Source organism: Exiguobacterium sp. UBA1053, from assembly GCF_002316465.1.
In the GTDB taxonomy this organism is placed as follows: Bacteria; Bacillota; Bacilli; order Exiguobacteriales; family Exiguobacteriaceae; genus Exiguobacterium_A; species Exiguobacterium_A abrahamii.
Genome location: NZ_DCDO01000002.1, coordinates 19,259 through 34,717, shown reverse-complemented (window position 1 = coordinate 34,717; position 15,459 = coordinate 19,259). Strand labels below are relative to the sequence as shown.

17 protein-coding genes and 1 pseudogene are annotated in these 15,459 nt (G+C 48.3%); 5 read left to right on the top strand and 13 right to left on the bottom strand.

The genetic code is table 11. The annotated features are described in order from the left end of the window. Positions 1 to 15: 15 nt before the first annotated feature. Both kynA and kynB read left to right on the top strand, forming a co-directional pair. Entirely contained in the window at positions 16 to 855 is an 840-nt protein-coding gene (gene kynA / locus B3G15_RS00620) for a tryptophan 2,3-dioxygenase (protein WP_290714381.1), read from the top strand. Between the two features lie 13 nt (positions 856 to 868). Beyond that, on the top strand, positions 869 to 1,492 hold the full coding sequence (kynB, locus tag B3G15_RS00615; RefSeq protein WP_290714379.1) for an arylformamidase: 624 nt from the start codon (positions 869 to 871) through the stop codon (positions 1,490 to 1,492). A gap of 40 nt (positions 1,493 to 1,532) precedes the next feature. Here kynB and B3G15_RS00610 read toward each other — a convergent pair whose 3' ends face one another. The 3 genes from B3G15_RS00610 to cydD form a co-directional block, all read right to left on the bottom strand. Then, entirely contained in the window at positions 1,533 to 2,171 is a 639-nt protein-coding gene (locus B3G15_RS00610) for a cyclase (RefSeq protein ID WP_215148519.1), read from the bottom strand. Between the two features lie 125 nt (positions 2,172 to 2,296). Continuing rightward, positions 2,297 to 4,006, bottom strand: coding sequence for a thiol reductant ABC exporter subunit CydC (gene cydC / locus B3G15_RS00605; RefSeq protein WP_290714375.1), 1,710 nt, complete (start codon positions 4,004 to 4,006; stop codon positions 2,297 to 2,299). Beyond that, positions 4,003 to 5,733 (bottom strand): thiol reductant ABC exporter subunit CydD, encoded by a 1,731-nt coding sequence (gene cydD, locus B3G15_RS00600; RefSeq protein ID WP_290714373.1) that lies wholly within the window; start codon positions 5,731 to 5,733, stop codon positions 4,003 to 4,005. Before cydD ends, cydC begins: the two co-directional genes overlap by 4 nt. Positions 5,734 to 5,941: 208 nt before the next feature. Between cydD and B3G15_RS00595 the strand changes: the two genes are divergently transcribed. Together B3G15_RS00595 and B3G15_RS00590 are read left to right on the top strand one after the other, a co-directional pair. Further along, a complete protein-coding gene (locus tag B3G15_RS00595; protein ID WP_290714371.1) occupies positions 5,942 to 6,424 on the top strand; it encodes an Rrf2 family transcriptional regulator in 483 nt (160 codons plus the stop codon). Between the two features lie 22 nt (positions 6,425 to 6,446). Beyond that, complete coding sequence (locus tag B3G15_RS00590; protein ID WP_029343141.1) at positions 6,447 to 6,815, top strand: nuclear transport factor 2 family protein; 369 nt, start codon at positions 6,447 to 6,449, stop codon at positions 6,813 to 6,815. 63 nt (positions 6,816 to 6,878) lie between these two features. Here B3G15_RS00590 and B3G15_RS00585 read toward each other — a convergent pair whose 3' ends face one another. Both B3G15_RS00585 and B3G15_RS00580 read right to left on the bottom strand, forming a co-directional pair. Then, positions 6,879 to 7,025 carry a hypothetical protein gene (locus B3G15_RS00585; RefSeq protein WP_290714368.1) on the bottom strand — a complete coding sequence of 49 codons (147 nt, stop codon included), beginning with the start codon at positions 7,023 to 7,025 and terminating at the stop codon, positions 6,879 to 6,881. 105 nt (positions 7,026 to 7,130) lie between these two features. Next, positions 7,131 to 7,973 (bottom strand): KPN_02809 family neutral zinc metallopeptidase, encoded by an 843-nt coding sequence (locus B3G15_RS00580; RefSeq protein ID WP_056064528.1) that lies wholly within the window; start codon positions 7,971 to 7,973, stop codon positions 7,131 to 7,133. Positions 7,974 to 8,166: 193 nt separating this feature from the next. Between B3G15_RS00580 and B3G15_RS00575 the strand changes: the two genes are divergently transcribed. Then, positions 8,167 to 9,285 carry a glycosyltransferase family 4 protein gene (locus B3G15_RS00575; RefSeq protein ID WP_214861602.1) on the top strand — a complete coding sequence of 373 codons (1,119 nt, stop codon included), beginning with the start codon at positions 8,167 to 8,169 and terminating at the stop codon, positions 9,283 to 9,285. A 60-nt stretch (positions 9,286 to 9,345) separates the two neighbouring features. Here B3G15_RS00575 and B3G15_RS00570 read toward each other — a convergent pair. The 8 genes and pseudogenes from B3G15_RS00570 to B3G15_RS00535 all read right to left on the bottom strand — a co-directional run bounded on the left by B3G15_RS00570 (position 9,346) and on the right by B3G15_RS00535 (position 15,456). After that, positions 9,346 to 9,927: pseudogene (locus tag B3G15_RS00570) on the bottom strand (peroxiredoxin-like family protein). A 118-nt stretch (positions 9,928 to 10,045) separates the two neighbouring features. Continuing rightward, positions 10,046 to 11,113 carry a YcjF family protein gene (locus B3G15_RS00565; RefSeq protein ID WP_290714362.1) on the bottom strand — a complete coding sequence of 356 codons (1,068 nt, stop codon included), beginning with the start codon at positions 11,111 to 11,113 and terminating at the stop codon, positions 10,046 to 10,048. A gap of 98 nt (positions 11,114 to 11,211) precedes the next feature. Beyond that, positions 11,212 to 11,694: a GNAT family N-acetyltransferase gene (locus B3G15_RS00560; protein WP_290714360.1), complete on the bottom strand. Its 483-nt coding sequence runs from the start codon at positions 11,692 to 11,694 to the stop codon at positions 11,212 to 11,214. 64 nt (positions 11,695 to 11,758) lie between these two features. Continuing rightward, positions 11,759 to 13,117 carry a DUF4179 domain-containing protein gene (locus B3G15_RS00555; RefSeq protein WP_290714358.1) on the bottom strand — a complete coding sequence of 453 codons (1,359 nt, stop codon included), beginning with the start codon at positions 13,115 to 13,117 and terminating at the stop codon, positions 11,759 to 11,761. Further along, positions 13,092 to 13,634 carry a sigma-70 family RNA polymerase sigma factor gene (locus B3G15_RS00550; protein ID WP_050676900.1) on the bottom strand — a complete coding sequence of 181 codons (543 nt, stop codon included), beginning with the start codon at positions 13,632 to 13,634 and terminating at the stop codon, positions 13,092 to 13,094. Before B3G15_RS00550 ends, B3G15_RS00555 begins: the two co-directional genes overlap by 26 nt. Positions 13,635 to 13,736: 102 nt before the next feature. Next, a complete protein-coding gene (locus B3G15_RS00545) occupies positions 13,737 to 14,174 on the bottom strand; it encodes a GNAT family N-acetyltransferase (RefSeq protein ID WP_133208220.1) in 438 nt (145 codons plus the stop codon). 107 nt (positions 14,175 to 14,281) lie between these two features. Next, a complete protein-coding gene (locus B3G15_RS00540; RefSeq protein ID WP_290714354.1) occupies positions 14,282 to 14,983 on the bottom strand; it encodes a YjjG family noncanonical pyrimidine nucleotidase in 702 nt (233 codons plus the stop codon). A gap of 2 nt (positions 14,984 to 14,985) precedes the next feature. Continuing rightward, complete coding sequence (locus tag B3G15_RS00535; protein WP_023466690.1) at positions 14,986 to 15,456, bottom strand: DMT family transporter; 471 nt, start codon at positions 15,454 to 15,456, stop codon at positions 14,986 to 14,988. Positions 15,457 to 15,459: the final 3 nt, after the last annotated feature.

The following is a 15,459-nucleotide window of genomic DNA, read 5'->3' as shown; positions in this document are numbered from 1 at the left end:
AGGGGATGAATGGGAATGACAAAGACAGATCCTACGTCTATTGAAGCATCGATTCAAACGGATTTTAAGAAAGATATGTCTTACGGGGATTATTTGCAACTAGATCCATTGCTTACGAGTCAACATCGATTATCGGGGCATCATGACGAGATGCTGTTCATCATCATTCATCAAACGAGTGAACTCTGGATGAAGCTGATCCTGCATGAGATGCGAGCAGCGACGCAAGCGGTCGCAAACGATGATCTCGAATCGTCGTTTAAGATGCTCGCACGTATCTCAAAGATTCAGCACCAGTTGATTCAGTCGTGGAATGTTTTGTCGACCTTGACCCCTGCCGAATATCTAGAATTCCGTAACGCGCTTGGTCACTCATCCGGTTTTCAATCGTATCAAAACCGTCAAATCGAATTCACGCTCGGCTTCAAGAATGAGCAGATGCTAAAAGTGTATGCGCATGACGAAACACTCTATCCGATGATGCTCGAAGACTTGAAGACACCAAGCATCTACGACGAAACGATCCGAGCGATGGCGCGCCATGGGCTACCGATCGACCAATCCGTCCTTGATCGTGATGTCACGCAAGACTGGACGCCGAATGCAAGTGTCGAAGCAGCTTGGGCAAGCGTCTATCGGGATGTTGAACAATACTGGGATCTGTATGAGCTCGGTGAAAAACTACTGGATATCGGGAGCCAGCAACAGATGTGGCGCTTTAACCATATGAGTACCGTCGAACGGATCATCGGACAAAAGCCAGGAACGGGCGGTTCTTCTGGTGTCAGTTATCTACGACGTGTGCTCGACCACCGATTCTTCCCGGAACTGTGGTCAGTCCGCACGACATTATGAGGAGGATGAAGCGATGACACGATGGATTGATGTTTCACAACCACTTGATCGCCACGTCACGACGTGGCCGGGAGATACACCGTTTGAAGCGACATTGACATGGAATAAGGCAGACACCGGTTCCGTTAACGTCGGAAAGGTAACGATGAGTCTGCATACTGGCACTCATGTCGACGCGCCGTTTCATTTTGAGGATGCCGGACAAAAAATCATCGATCTTGATCCGGATCTCTACATCGGACATGCGCGCGTCATTTACTTACCAGGTCGTACAGAAATCACAGCCGCTGATTTAGATGGCTTTGAGCTAAATGATGTCCAGCGCTTGATCATCAAAACGGATGGTTGGATCGACAAATCAACGTTCCCAGAAACGATTCCCGTCTTGACGCCAAGTCTTGCTGAGCGTCTCGGAGAACTCGGGATTTCGCTGATTGGTCTCGACTTACCAAGCGTCGATGCGATCGATAGTAAGGAAATGGCGGCCCATCACGCACTGGCGCAGCATGGAGTCCATATCCTTGAAGGACTCGTCCTGGATGCGATCACGCCTGGTGATTACCACCTCAACGCTGTTCCACTTCCGCTCGTCGACGGCGACGGTAGTCCCGTCCGTGCCTTACTTCGTCCATACTAAAAAATCCGTCCAGCAGGCGCTCTGCTGGACGGATTTTTTGTTACTTAGGTAGTGGTTCGAACAAACTCGCTTCGATTTGACGAACGACATGTCCTAGGACCGCAAGCGATGGATCAACCTCGAATCCTTGATCCAAGGAATGATTGGCTCCTTCCATGATATCAATCGTCAGTTGTGAGGTGCGACACGTTTCAAGTGCCGCTTCATCATAAAACTTATCGGCTGTTCCGATGACGAGGAGTCCAGCTTGCGACGAATTGGCGATTTGTTCAGCCACTTCAGTCAGGACGGGTGTTAAGAAGACAAAGCGTGCTGTCTGTAGACTCGGCTTAGCAAGTAATGCCGCTAGCGGAATCGTTCCTAACGACTTTGCGATGAACTGAACGTTTTCGTATGTATGTGTCGCCAGCACTTCAGAGACGACAGCGTCGACCCGGCGCGTCATGCAGGTATTCGATTCAGTGTCTGACATCGAAAATAAATCTTCCGTCACATAGTGAATACAGATGACATCGATGTCTCGAGCTAGTAACGCCATCCGGCTATAGTAAAAGTAAGGATGGTCGTACAAATAAGATGCTCCCGAGATCAAGAAGCAGACCTGTTTGGATCCCATTTGAAAATGATCGTATGAAACGGTTGTCTGATCGACGACGATAGATGATTGTGTAATGCGCATGAAATCCCTCCGCGTTTTTTCTAGACTTTACCATTTCAAAAGTAGACTGTCATGCCTTTTTCAGCTCTCCCTTATAAACTAAAAAAGGCGATGCACCACATTGGGTCATCGCCAATCCTATATCTTTATCCAATCGGAGCAAACACGGACTGTTCGACTTGTTTTAACTCATAGAACGCTCCTTGTCGCGCCATCAATTCGGTATATGTTCCGACTTCGATAACGTGACCTTGATCCATGACGATGATTTGATCCATCGCTTCAAGACCCGCTAACCGGTGGCTGACGAGGACAAGTGTCGCGTCCGCTGCCCGTGCGAACAATCGATTGAGAATCATCTGTTCCGTCAAAGCATCGACGGAAGACGTCGGTTCGTCAAGCAAGTAAAGCGACGCTTCCCGCAAGAGCACACGAGCAATTGCTAAACGTTGCTTTTCTCCTCCAGACAAGTTCTCGCCTTTTTCAAATATACGATCGTTTAATTCGAACGTCGTTAATCCGACATCATCGAGCGCTTGACGCATCGCCTCGTCCGTTGCTGCTTCGTTCGCGAGCAATAGATTATCGCGAAGCGTTCCATAAAAGTAATGATTCTGTTGCAAGACGACATTTGCGTGTTGCCAAAGCCCTTCCGGATCAACCGTCCGACTCTCTTGACCAGCAATCGTTAATCCGTCTGTCGGATACATCCGTAACATCAATTGAAGTAACGTGGATTTCCCAGAACCACTCGCCCCGACGATTGCCGTCTTCTTGCCGGCAGGAATCGAGACGGTAACGTCACGTAAGACCGGGCGCGGTGCATCAGGGAACGTGAACGTCAATGCATTCGTTTCAAAGGATAGTGCCTGATCAAGAACGAACGTGTCATAAGTTGGCTCTTCTTGCTCGGTCACGACTTCATCAAGTCGTTTCGCAGCATGCCGGCTGTCTTCAAAAAAGCCGGGTAAGATCGCCATCGGTGCCGCATTCTCGAAGACCGTCAGTGATGTCATGACGAGTAAGGCAAGGAAGACCCCTTCGAGTTGTCCGCTCGCGACGAAATAGGCACCGACACCCAAAACGAGCCAGGAGATGATGAGCGTCACCATCGTATTCAAAGCCAAGTTCGAAACAGCGTGTAAACCATTACGTTTTTCTTCCTCGACATATCGTTTCGCGACGGCATTCAGGTCCTGTTCTTTTTGATCAAGTTGCTGGTAAATCTTTAAGTCACGATAGCCTTGGAACAACTCTGTCACTTCTGTCGACAAGTCACCACGGCGGACACGAACTGAGCGTGCGAAACGCTGTTCGCGGTACGCGAACCAACCCGGAATCAAGAAACCCGTCAGAATCAAACCAAGTAGTAGAATCCCGGCAATCGTCCACGAGAAGAAACTGACGAAAAAGATCGTACAGAAGAAGACCAGCAACAAGACGATCGGTGGATAGAGAACACGTAAGAACGTATTTTGCAGACTTTCGACGTCACCGACGATCCGAGCAAGTAAGTCCCCACTCCGGTATTTACCGAAAATTCCTGGCGCGAGCGGCTCGAGTCTCCGGTAGAACGACGTCCGGATATCACTAAGGATCGTAAACGTCGCCCGGTGCGAATAATAACGTTCCGCATACCGACTGACGGCGCGCGTCAGACTCGAGATTTTTTGCAGGGCAATCAAGACAGCGAGCGTCTGGATCGGTGGCAACAAGGCTGCCTTTGAAATCAGGTATCCACTTGCTGCGAATAAACCGACCGCTGTCACACCGGCGAGGACACCGAAGAAGATCGACCAGGCGATATCGCGTTTTTGATGCACCATCAACCGAAAGACTCCTAATAATTCCTTCATCGTGTTTCCTCCCCTCTCTGGACGCTACGCATCCGCGCATATTCCGAATCGCGACCAAGCAATTCATCATGGGTGCCACGATCGACGATTCGTCCGCCGTCGAGAACGACGATTTGATCTGAGCGCTCGATCGTATGCAGGCGGTGTGCGACAGTAATGACTGTCGCTGCTTGTCCAAGCTGTTCGATCGCTTGTTGAAGCAATCGCTCCGTTTTGACGTCGAGTCCTGTCGTCGGTTCATCAAAGACGATGACGTTCGGTCGTTTCAAGAACGCGCGTGCCAACGCAACGCGCTGTTTCTCGCCACCTGATAGACCACGTCCACCTTCTCCGATCACCGTGTCGATCCCTTCAGGTAACGTCGCAATCAGCTCCTCGAGCCCTGCTGCCTGCGCCGCCTCAAAGATCTCTTCCGGCGTCGCTTGACGGAGTTCACCGATCGCGATGTTTTCTGCCAGCGTTCCGGCATACAGATACGGATGCTGCGAGATGTAGCTCAACTGACGGAACCAGCTCGCTTCCTCCACCTGACTGCGATTAATCCCGTCGAGCAGAATCCGTCCTTCTTTTGGATCCGCGAGTCCGGCAATCAACTGTAAGACAGTCGACTTACCGGCACCACTGCGACCAATCAACGCCACCTTTTGATACGGCTCAATCGCAAGTGTCACGTCTTGTAAGGCAAAACGTCCTTCTTGATACGTAAAATCAACTTCATCCAAAACGATTCGTGGTGGACGGTTCATCGCAAGTTCTGATTGACCAAAGGCAACAGGACGATCGTCTGCCGTTAGTTCGGCTGCAATCTGTTTCGCTGCCGCGACACTACCGCGTCCTGTATGGAAGGCAGCACCCATCTCTTTTAAGGCAAGATAGTACTCTGGTGCCAATACGAGCATCAGGAATGCCGGGATGAAGGTGATGCTTTGGAACAGAATCAAGCGTAGACTGACTTCAAGTGCGATCATTCCCATGCTGAGCATCGAGATGAACTCAAGCATCAACGATGACAAGAAGGCGAGCTTCAAGACCGTTAACGTCGCATCCCGGAAATCAAGACTGCTTTTTTCGATGACGTCACGTTGTCGTTTCGCACGACCAAATAACTTCAAGGTCGTCAGTCCTTGCAACGTATCAAGGAATGTTCCCGAGAATGCCGTCATCTTCTCGAGTTGAGCATCCGCCCGCTTTTGCGTCATGATTCCGATGATGATATAGAACAACGGAATGAACGGTGCTGTGATCATCATGACGAGACCGGTGATCCAGTCATAGCTGAATGCCGCGATCAAGACCATCAAGGGAACGATCGTCGTCTGAACGACTTTCGGCAAGTATTGACTGTAATAGCTGTCCATCTCGTCTACTGCGTCGAGCAAGACACTGACCTTCTGTCCTGCTTGCCCTTGTAGCATCATTTCGACCGAGCGACCCGTGTATTTCGCGACGAGTGCTTCCCGAAGCGCCTGCTTCATGTGTGCCGATAACGTCGTACCGAGACGACCGTTCCAATACGTCACGGCGACCCGGAGCAACAGCATCCCGAGGACGACGAGTAGTAACGGAATGACGGCTTCAAACGGTTGTTCCTTCAGGAAAATCCGATCAACCGTCAACACGATACCATACGATTGACCGACGACCGCAACCCCCATCAGGAAAGCTGCCATGATGAATTGAATGAGAATACTGCGTGGAATCTTAACGATTCCTTTTAATGGATTCATATACAAACGTCCTTTCACAAAGTGTGAACGACTTTTAGTGAATATTTTCACATATCGTACATTCAGTATACCGAATCCGGAACGGGGATGCCATGCAGATGCTGTCGAAAAGGTGTGACGGTTTTGTGAGAGCATATGACTCGACAATCCTTTCGAATAAAACAATTATGGATATACATTATCCACGTTTAACGAAAGGAGACTTCTCATGCAAATGAAAACTGGGGTTGAGCAATCCGTCTATGCGATGTTGCTCTTGACCTTCCTTCCGGATCGCGCTGTGTTGTCCGGTGAATTCATCAGCCAGCAACTCGGTGCCTCGCCAACCTATTTTCAAAAACTCTTACGAAAACTCGTTCAGGCGGATCTGTTGTATTCCGTACCGGGCGTCAAAGGGGGCTTTCGCTTACGGCGTCCGGCAGACGAAATTCAAATCTTTGACGTTTATCAAGCAATTGAAGGCAAGCAGACGTTGTATGCGTCAAGCGGTGTCTTCGAGGATTTGATGGGAATTCAGGAACAGGAAATCGGTCTACTCTCGAATCTGATGACAGAGGCGGAAGAGGCGTGGGAATCGACTTTAAAGCGCGAATCGATCGGATCGATCCGTCAAGCAATCGATGCCTCCTGTCCACCGAAACATTTAGAACGGTTGCATGCGTTAATCACAGACCGGATGATGACACTTTAATGAACAGAAAGAGGTTTTTACTATGGTATTGAATCGTTATTTTGACTTATTCGACGCGTCACGTACGGACGCACAAGCTTTTGAGGATCTCGTTTCCTTATTCACGACAGACATCACGTTCGTTCTGAACGGACAACCAAAGCATGGCATCGACGCCTGGAAACAGTTCGTCCGTCATGTGTTTACAGCGAATCAAGACATTAAGCACATGTATGCGGGCTGGGAAGAAACAACACCAGGAACGTATGAAACACGCTGGGCAGTTTGCGGAAAACGGGCAGACGGTAGTGTCTTCACGCAAGACGGAAAAGATATCGCACGTCTCGATGAAAACGGACGGATCGCTTACCTGGAGAACGTTCCAGATGATCCGACGATGTTCCGTTCATAAGGTAAGTTCATATCAGCAAAAAACTGTGTCCCGCTTTTAAGCAGAACACAGTTTTTTTGATTTCTAACGTTTGATTACGAGTCGCTTCAGCAAGTAGCCCGTGATGACGAGTAACGACGCAATCGCGATATAGACCATGTATACCAACAAGTTTGGCGCAAATCGTGACACGATGTACGTCAATACGACGACAGCCGTATACAGCAACAAAAAATAGACTGATGTGCTTCAACTTCGACACTCCCCTTTGAATCCTTCTCTCTTCTTTACGGAAACGACTGGAAAATGTTTCAAAAGGTATGTCTTTATTTCGTTTTATAGATTCTTCGCTTTGAATGTGTCTCCACCTTCGATCGTGCCGTTATCAAAGCCTTTTTGGAACCAACGCTCTCGTTGCGCCGATGTGCCGTGAGTGAAACTTTCCGGTACGACATATCCTTGTCCTTTCTCTTGTAACGTATCGTCCCCAACAGCATTGGCTGCTGTCAACGCTTCTTCAAGATCGCCTTCTTCGAGCAAGTTTTCTCCTTGCGCGTGATGCGCCCAGACGCCGGCATAATAATCTGCCTGTAGCTCGAATCGAACGAGGTATTTATTGAACTTCTCCTCACTCATTTGCTTTCGAAGTGGCATGATCTCATCCGATTTTCCAAGTAACGTCTGGACATGATGCCCTACTTCATGCGCAATGACATACGCCATCGCAAAATCGCCCGGTGCTCCGTATTTCGTCTGCAGTTCATCATAAAAGCTTAAATCAATGTATAATTTCTGATCACCGGGACAGTAAAAGGGACCGACGGACTTCCCTGCTTGTCCGCAAGCCGAACTAACTTGATCCGTATATAAGACGAGTGTCGGTTTTTTATAGGTCTTACCATCTTCTTTAAATTCTTTCGTCCAGACTCGTTCCGTATCAGCCAAGACGACGGAGACGAAGTCCGCTGCTTCTTTTTCCTGCGCTGTTTCCTCATACGTCGTATTTTGCTGATCCCCACCGGTTAAGTCTCCGAGTAGTTCAGTTGGATTACCACCCATCAAAGTGATGACGATCAGCAGGATGATCCCGACACCACCGCCGATACCGGCGATTCCTTTCCCACCCATTCCCCGCCGGTCCTCGACGTTCGAACTCCGTTCTCTTCCCTTCCATTTCATGCGCTTTCCTCCTACCCGTTTCGTTATTGTTCTTTACCCAAAAGCTTTTATACGTAACGCTTCAGGACATCATGGATGAAACAGAAGTCTATTGATTTGATGCATTTTCTAGGAATATCCTTCTACTGTAGAGAAGATTAGTAGCAGAACCGATCTTTCGGATCCAATTTTTTCTACGCAAAGGAGGTACGACATGAAACCTCATCTACTTTTTTTATCTTGGCGTGATGCTCGACATCCACAAGCCGGAGAAGCTGAAACTTTTATTCATGAAATGTTGCGGCGTGTCAGTACTACCTACCGAGTTACCCATTTGTCTGTCTCATTCAAGGGCGGATCACCGACGGAGTATCGAGATGGTATCACTTACCTCCGTTATGGTACGACAGCTTCTCTTATTCCATATGCACTTTATTATTACTGGTCTTATGCTAAAACGATTGATTTAGTTCTGGATCATTTGAATGGGTTTCATTTCTTCACACCACTTTATGTTCCACGTCATAAACGAACTTTATTTCTTTATCAATTAATTCGTGAGCGTTGGTCGACGACGCTTGTGTTTCCTTTTTCAAAGCTTGGCGAATGGACAGAGACTCGACGGTTAAGCTGGTATAAAGATAGTCATGCCTTGACTGTCAGCCCCTCTGTTGTAGACGAACTACAAAGTGCTGGTTTTACTAACAGTCATATCACGATGTTGCCGCCAGGACTTTCCTTTTCCCCGTGGTCTGAACAGGAATGGGAGTTAAAAGAACATGTTCCAACCTTTCTATATATCAACCGTCTGAACGAAAAAGAACTTCAAGATGCGATTGGGGCATTCCTCATGGTCCAACGTGAGTTTCCTGAGACACGCCTCTGGCTGATTGGTATCCGTAACAGCTCTCATCTTTTGCAATACCTTACACTTCCCCTTCCTAAAGAAGTGAAGGATGCTATCACATATTACGATTCAGTCACTGAAACAGAAACGCGCCGCATGATGAGTCGTGCCACCGCTCTCCTTTTCCCTTCCATACGTGAAGGCGTAGGTTTTTCTATTATTGAAGCGGCGGCGGTCGGAACACCATCCATCGTATATGATGCTCCTGGTGTCCGAGACGCCGTTCAGTACGGCATGACAGGCTACATGGCTAAAAACAAAACACCTGGTGCACTCGCTGCCGAAATGCGAGCTTGCTTCCGAGATCCAGAGGAGTACGAAGCCATTCGCATCTCCGCTCATCATTTTGCACGGGCAATGGATTGGCAACAGACTGATCTCAAATTTCAAGAATGGCTGAGACGAGTACTTCTTGATACAAAATAAAGGGAAACTTCAAACGGTCTGACTTCTCCCAACAAGTAGAGAGAAGCCAGACCGTTTAAGTCAATCTTCATACTTTTTATTCTGTTCAAGGTTTTGGAGGATGTGTTCTGGATCAACGCGTTTTGTATAATCGGATGGTACTTCTGCGAAACGAATCACACCATTCGTATCAATGATAAACGTCGCCGGTTTCGGTAACTGCCAATCCTCATTTCCATTGTGCTTCGCTACATCAAGTCCCGATGCTTTGTAAATCTCAATCAAATAATCTGGCAAGTCGAACACCAAATCAAATTGACGGGATACATGTAAATCAACGTCACTTAAGACAGGGAAACTTAACGCATTCTTATTCGCCGTTTGCTCAGCAAAATCAGCTGTCTCCGGACTAATTGCAATGACAGTCGCTCTTTGAGCGCGGATTCGGTCGATTTACCGTTCGTACGCGCGAAGCTCGAGATTGCAGTACGGACACCAGCCACCCCGGTAGAACGTTAAGATAACAGAACCTTGCTCGAGTAATGTCTCGATCGCCACAGGCTTGCCAGATACATCGGGTAACGTAAAGTGTGGAATCGTATCACCGACACCTAGACCTTTTGCGATACCAGAAGCAGCCAGTTCTGCTGTCGCTTCCGCCATCAACCGTTGTTTCTCAGCAGGTGCCTTTTGTCGGAATTCCGATTGATACTGTTTGATTTCTTCGAGTAGTCGTGTCATATGTTCTCCCCCTTCATTGCTGTATGGAATAGCAAGGGGATTACTCGTTTGTCTCTTCTGACGACTCCTCCGCCTTCTTTCGGAATCGTTTGACGAACCCCATTAGTTGTTCCGGTGTTAATTCGAGCTTATTCTCATAGACATATTTCGTTCCGTATCCGAGTGCAAGGGTGGCGGTCGAAGCGACTCCCGCGGCAATGACGGCACCATATCCCGGAACCAGTTTCGCTATTTGTCGAAAAGCCGTCTTTCCGGAGTTTCCGACGATTGTCACGACAAGCAACTCTTTGGCACTCTCCTTGGATAACTGCCGTTCATACAGATTTGATAACTTGAGCATCAAGCCGATTTGAATTGAAGTCAACGGAATGATATCAGCTCCTGGAAACGGGACAGCACCGATCGCACCAGCAGCTGTTCCGGCACCCACGATCCAATTGTTGGCGATCTTCCCGCGAACGGTCGGATCCATCTGGCGAACGAACACATTATCCTTGTCGAACTTTTTTAAGATATCGAGGACCTCCCGGCGGAGCCGATCAATATTCGTTCCTTCTCGTGCTGATACGGGAATGATTTTTGGTCCTGGTAGTTTTTCTGCAATATGGCGAACGATCGTGTCGACATCATCCGTCGCATCCATCTTCGTCACGACGATCAAGACATTTTGGTTATGTTGATAGATTTTTCGAAAGTTTTTCGTCTCCGTCTCAGATAAAACGGTACCTGCCGCATTTAAAAAATAAAGGATGACATCGGCACTTTGATAGTACGTCCACGTCGCTTCCGAGTTCTGTGTATTGGCATCATTCAATCCTGGTGTATCGACGAAGATGACTTTATCCTCCGGATGCTGCCGGACTTGATCGATGCGAATCGTTTCACCCGGGCGCGCCCCGACCGTTGCGACTTCGCGACCAAGAATCGCGTTCAAGGTTGAGGATTTCCCCGCATTGACGTCTCCGATCAAAGCAACCGTCACGTCCTGCTCCAGCGATTGATTGAAATCCCGTCGCTCCGATTCAAACGACTGATCAAAGATTTCCTCCAGTTTGCGTTTCCGTTTTTGTTGATTGGTCTCGAGTCCTTCACCAAAAAAATCATCCATCGTGATCCCTCCCCCTTCTTCTGCTGTCTGTCTTTTCCCGTTATCCCTCGCTTTCAACACAAAGAAGGCAAGGGAACATTGTGTCCACTTGCCAAATTTTAGAGATATGTGCTACGTCGCTCAAGCAATACCGTATCGCGCCATCTGCCTCCGAGCCGACCAATTCGCTCCCGGCGACCGACTTCCCGAAAATCAAAACGTTCATGAAGGCGCAGACTCGCTTGATTTTCCGGAAAAACTTGCGATTGCAACGTCCAGATTCCAGCTGCTTCACTTGCTTGAATGACGTCGTCCATCAAGCGTGTGCCGACCCCTTTACCGCGTACTTCTTCCGCGATATAGAGGCTGATTTCAGCGACACCGGCGTATGCCGGAATCGAAGAGAATGGACTTAACGCGACCCAACCGAGCAGTTGCTCGTCTTCCATCGCAACGAGGCGGCTGTGTGCGTGGTGTTGCTTCGTCCATTCTTCGTACGGCAATGCCTCCGTGCGAAACGTCGCGTTCTCCGTCTTTATCCCTTGTTCGTAGATCCGAACGACTTCCGGGTAATCGTCCGCTGTCATTTGACGTACTTCCATCTCATCAGGCTCCTTTGTTGCTCACTGTTGATTCTAGTTCGACAGCATGCCAGGAGTCTCCTGTTTAATCGACGGTGAACGGAATCGGCTTCAAGTCGATTGGTGTATTCGTCACAGTGTTGGAATAGCCGGTTTGTAGATAGAAGTCATCGATTGCATCTATTTGTGACGCCGATAACGTGAACGTCGCCCGTAGTAGCTTTTGTTTCGCATCGATGACTTCAACAGTCGGTTTGATTTCGCGACCATCCGGTAGTTCGTTTCCTTGAATCAGGAACATACTGTTTTTAACATCCAACTTGATATCTGAATTTTTTTGATCCGAGTTCGTCAAGAAATCGACTTGTACGTGAGAACCGGACGTCTCTACCTGTTGAATCGTCATCTTCAATGGATGATGCGCATCTTGTTGCGTATAAGGGAAGGATGTCTTCTTTAGTGACAGCCAATGTGTCTTCGGTGAAAGGCTCAAAGAAGGATGCAACGTATAGGACCCGGATGGAATGACATAATTTCCGAATCGAATCCGCGAGACATCCGTTCGTTGCGACCCGGTAACTGTACCACTTACTAACGATGTTCCGACTGACCAGTTTTTGATGATTTCTTTCCCTTTATCATCAAATAGAGCCAGTTCTAGCCAATACTGATCCGCCTTCGGATAAACTGCCGTATAATCAAACGTCGTACTTGCCTGTCCTTTTGTCATCTGTTTCAACGTGATATCGACCGCATGATCAGGATTCTTCACCGTCGTATTAAACGTCTGTTCAATGGCTTGCAATCGTTTGACCGGAACCTCGAATTGCCAGTTCCCGTCTAGACCAAACATTTCCGAAATCACGAGTGGCACCTGCATGGAATCACTTAATTTCTGTAAGCCGACATCATATTCGATTCGTGCTTTCCAAACCTTACCGTCCTGTTTGAAATATGCCAGTTCTTGATTTTCAGTACCTTCGAATCGTTTATCCCCTTTGAACACTTCATAAAAAGCAGCTCGTTTCGTTTCGTTGACGTCTGGTACACCAGTTGCCGTCAAGTTCATCCCGATCGTCGTACCATCATAGTAGGCGTCGACGATCTTGATCGTAATGCCTTGATCCGTTACCGTCTGATCAATTGCTGTTGCAAGTTGTTTCTTCTCGATTTCCGTACCGACTGTGCCCTGTTCTATAAAGGGACGATACAGTCCACCAATCAATGGAACATGCGACATCGCGGAAGCGAACGGTGGAACGATGAACGTCGTCACGAATAGCGAGGCGGCAAGACCCGCAATGGCTACGTACTGTTTCCGACGAGGACGTACGTGTTGTCGTTCCGCTACACCTTGCGTAATGCCTTGACGAATCCGGTCTTGTAAGGCGTTCGTTGGAACAGGAATTTTTTCATAGTCATTTCGTAGATCGTGCTGTGCCATAATCCATTCCTCCTAACTGTATCTTCAATTCTTCGCGTCCTCGCTTTAAGTACGTCTTGACCGTATTGAGGGTAATGCCGATGAAGCTTGCGATCTCTTTCATCGGAATATCATGAAAATAGAAAAGAACTAAGACATCCCGATATTCTTTTCGCAAATGCGATAAAGCATGCACGAGATCGAGATGTTCGTCTCGCGATTGGTCTTCCTGTACCGGAACATGAAGTAAGATGTCATCTATTGGTTGTTGTTTTTCCAACACACGATAACAATTACGAATGAGGATTTTCGTGAGCCATGTCACGAAATGTTTCGGTTCCTTCACTTGTTCGATGGAGATGAACGCTTTATAAACTGTCTCTTGTACGACGTCTAAGGCATCGTGTTCGTTCTTCACATAAAGATATGCTGTTCGGTAGAGTTGTTCGCTATGTAGGAGCACCAATTGCTCAAACGCCGCTTCATCGTGCTTCATCGCACGGCGGACGAGTGTCGTGTGCTCGTTTCGTAAGTCCATCGTGTTCCCTCCCTTTACTTATTAGAGCATGATGAGCCGAGAAAAGTTTCAAAAAATATCCAAAAGAAAAGGACTCTTGCGTTTCAAGAGTCCCTCCATACTTCAAATGTCTAATCGTACTGCCATTTCCCGACCGAATCGATCCCCGTGGTCGATGAAGCCGAGACTCGCATACAGACGGTGTGCCGCCTGATTATCCGGTCGATAGCCGACGACGATTCGTTTTGCAGCAGGTAACGCGCGCATCTCGTCAATCACAGCTTGCATCGCTAATCGTCCGATCCCGTTCCCTTGCTGCGCTTGATCGATCATGATGCGGTAAATCCAGTAGCCGTCGAGTTCTTCTAGCTCCGTGTTGTACATCACAAAACCAACGACGGCTTCACCTGCCATGATCGCCCGAAGGACAAGGCTAGGTTCGAACTTCGCTTGCGCGATCGAGTAGACATTCGCTTCCATGAAGTCTTGCTGTTCTGCTGTCAGTGTCAGCTCACAACACGCTTCCCAGTTTTCTGCTGTTACCGGTACAAGTTGAATCATGTTCATTTCCCCTTTTAGTTAGACGGGAGTTGCCTCCAGCGTCTGTTGATCACATCGTTGCACAGTGATCGCCCCCTTTCCTTCTCTCTCCTATCGGTTGGTTTGATTCATTGTTGAAGGGCTGCTGCGTTTTTAAGCACCGCAGGTAGTTCGGCTAACGAAGTAATCATAAACGTCGGCTTGATATCCGTCGCTGATTTTCCTTCTGGATTAAACCAACATGTTGCGATACCAGCTTGAATTCCACCTGCGATATCAGCTGACAAGGAATCCCCGACGATGATCGTTCGCGCTGGGTCGAATTGTGGAATCCGTGCAAACACATGATTGAAAAATCCTGCCATCGGTTTTTGAAAACTTGTCTCTTCTGAAACGAAAATCCCTTCAAAGAAATCTGTTAATCCAGCGCCATCGAGCCGTGCGCGTTGTGTCTTCGAAATACCGTTCGTAACGACATACATCGTAACGTTTCCTGTTAGCTGCTCAAGTAGCGCCGTCGCACCCGGAATCAATTCCGTTCCTTGTGCGAGATAGCCGCGATACGTTTCGTCAACTTCTCGTCCGTCGACCGTCCGTCCTTCTTCCGCGAAGAACGTCACGAACCGTGAGTGAATGACTTCCTCGCGTGTCACCTCGCCTCGTTCGAGTGCTTTCCAAAGCGCTTGATTGAGTGTTTTATAGCGCATTTCTCGCTCCGGCGTCCACTGCAACTCTTGTTGCTCGAGCAGGCGGCGAAAGGCAGTCCGTTCCGTCGCTTCAAAATCGAGTAATGTGTGGTCAATATCGAATAATACCGTCGTGTAAAACATATTCAAGCTCCTTTTCGTACGTGTTGTACAGTCGTTGTTTTCCCGCCCAGTTGAAATAACAGCACGCCGCCACCAATCAGTAGCACGCCGAGTGCTTTCGTCCACGTAAACGGAACGGTCTGTAAACCGAACCAACCGAGCGTATCCCACAGTAAGGCAAACAGGATTTGTGATACCATGACGATCGAAATCGCACGACTCGGTCCGAGTTGTTGAACGCCTTGCGTCACACAGAGAACGACGCCGACACCAATGATTCCACTGAACCAAAACCAGGTTTGTGCCTCTTTTAGTGCAAACAGTTGTGATCCTTCGACGATCAGACCAATCGTCAATGAAGCGAGAAACCCGAGTCCAAGGACTAGCGTTGTCGTCGCCCAAGCGCCGACGTGTTCTTTGACTTTTGCGTTAAACGTATTTTGAATACAGACGAGCATGCCCCCACAAAGGGCAAGGATGATTCCCGTAACCATGTC

What these genes read in the sequence shown, in the direction of transcription:
- kynA (WP_290714381.1), top strand. Translation starts at nt 16, where the DNA reads ATGACAAAGACAGATCCTACGTCTATTGAAGCATCGATTCAAACGGAT.
- kynB (WP_290714379.1), top strand. Translation starts at nt 869, where the DNA reads ATGACACGATGGATTGATGTTTCACAACCACTTGATCGCCACGTCACG.
- B3G15_RS00610 (WP_215148519.1), bottom strand. Translation starts at nt 2,171, where the DNA reads ATGCGCATTACACAATCATCTATCGTCGTCGATCAGACAACCGTTTCA.
- cydC (WP_290714375.1), bottom strand. Translation starts at nt 4,006, where the DNA reads ATGAAGGAATTATTAGGAGTCTTTCGGTTGATGGTGCATCAAAAACGC.
- cydD (WP_290714373.1), bottom strand. Translation starts at nt 5,733, where the DNA reads ATGAATCCATTAAAAGGAATCGTTAAGATTCCACGCAGTATTCTCATT.
- B3G15_RS00595 (WP_290714371.1), top strand. Translation starts at nt 5,942, where the DNA reads ATGCAAATGAAAACTGGGGTTGAGCAATCCGTCTATGCGATGTTGCTC.
- B3G15_RS00590 (WP_029343141.1), top strand. Translation starts at nt 6,447, where the DNA reads ATGGTATTGAATCGTTATTTTGACTTATTCGACGCGTCACGTACGGAC.
- B3G15_RS00580 (WP_056064528.1), bottom strand. Translation starts at nt 7,973, where the DNA reads ATGAAATGGAAGGGAAGAGAACGGAGTTCGAACGTCGAGGACCGGCGG.
- B3G15_RS00575 (WP_214861602.1), top strand. Translation starts at nt 8,167, where the DNA reads ATGAAACCTCATCTACTTTTTTTATCTTGGCGTGATGCTCGACATCCA.
- B3G15_RS00565 (WP_290714362.1), bottom strand. Translation starts at nt 11,113, where the DNA reads ATGGATGATTTTTTTGGTGAAGGACTCGAGACCAATCAACAAAAACGG.
- B3G15_RS00560 (WP_290714360.1), bottom strand. Translation starts at nt 11,694, where the DNA reads ATGGAAGTACGTCAAATGACAGCGGACGATTACCCGGAAGTCGTTCGG.
- B3G15_RS00555 (WP_290714358.1), bottom strand. Translation starts at nt 13,117, where the DNA reads ATGGCACAGCACGATCTACGAAATGACTATGAAAAAATTCCTGTTCCA.
- B3G15_RS00550 (WP_050676900.1), bottom strand. Translation starts at nt 13,634, where the DNA reads ATGGACTTACGAAACGAGCACACGACACTCGTCCGCCGTGCGATGAAG.
- B3G15_RS00545 (WP_133208220.1), bottom strand. Translation starts at nt 14,174, where the DNA reads ATGATTCAACTTGTACCGGTAACAGCAGAAAACTGGGAAGCGTGTTGT.
- B3G15_RS00540 (WP_290714354.1), bottom strand. Translation starts at nt 14,983, where the DNA reads ATGTTTTACACGACGGTATTATTCGATATTGACCACACATTACTCGAT.
- B3G15_RS00535 (WP_023466690.1), bottom strand. Translation starts at nt 15,456, where the DNA reads ATGGTTACGGGAATCATCCTTGCCCTTTGTGGGGGCATGCTCGTCTGT.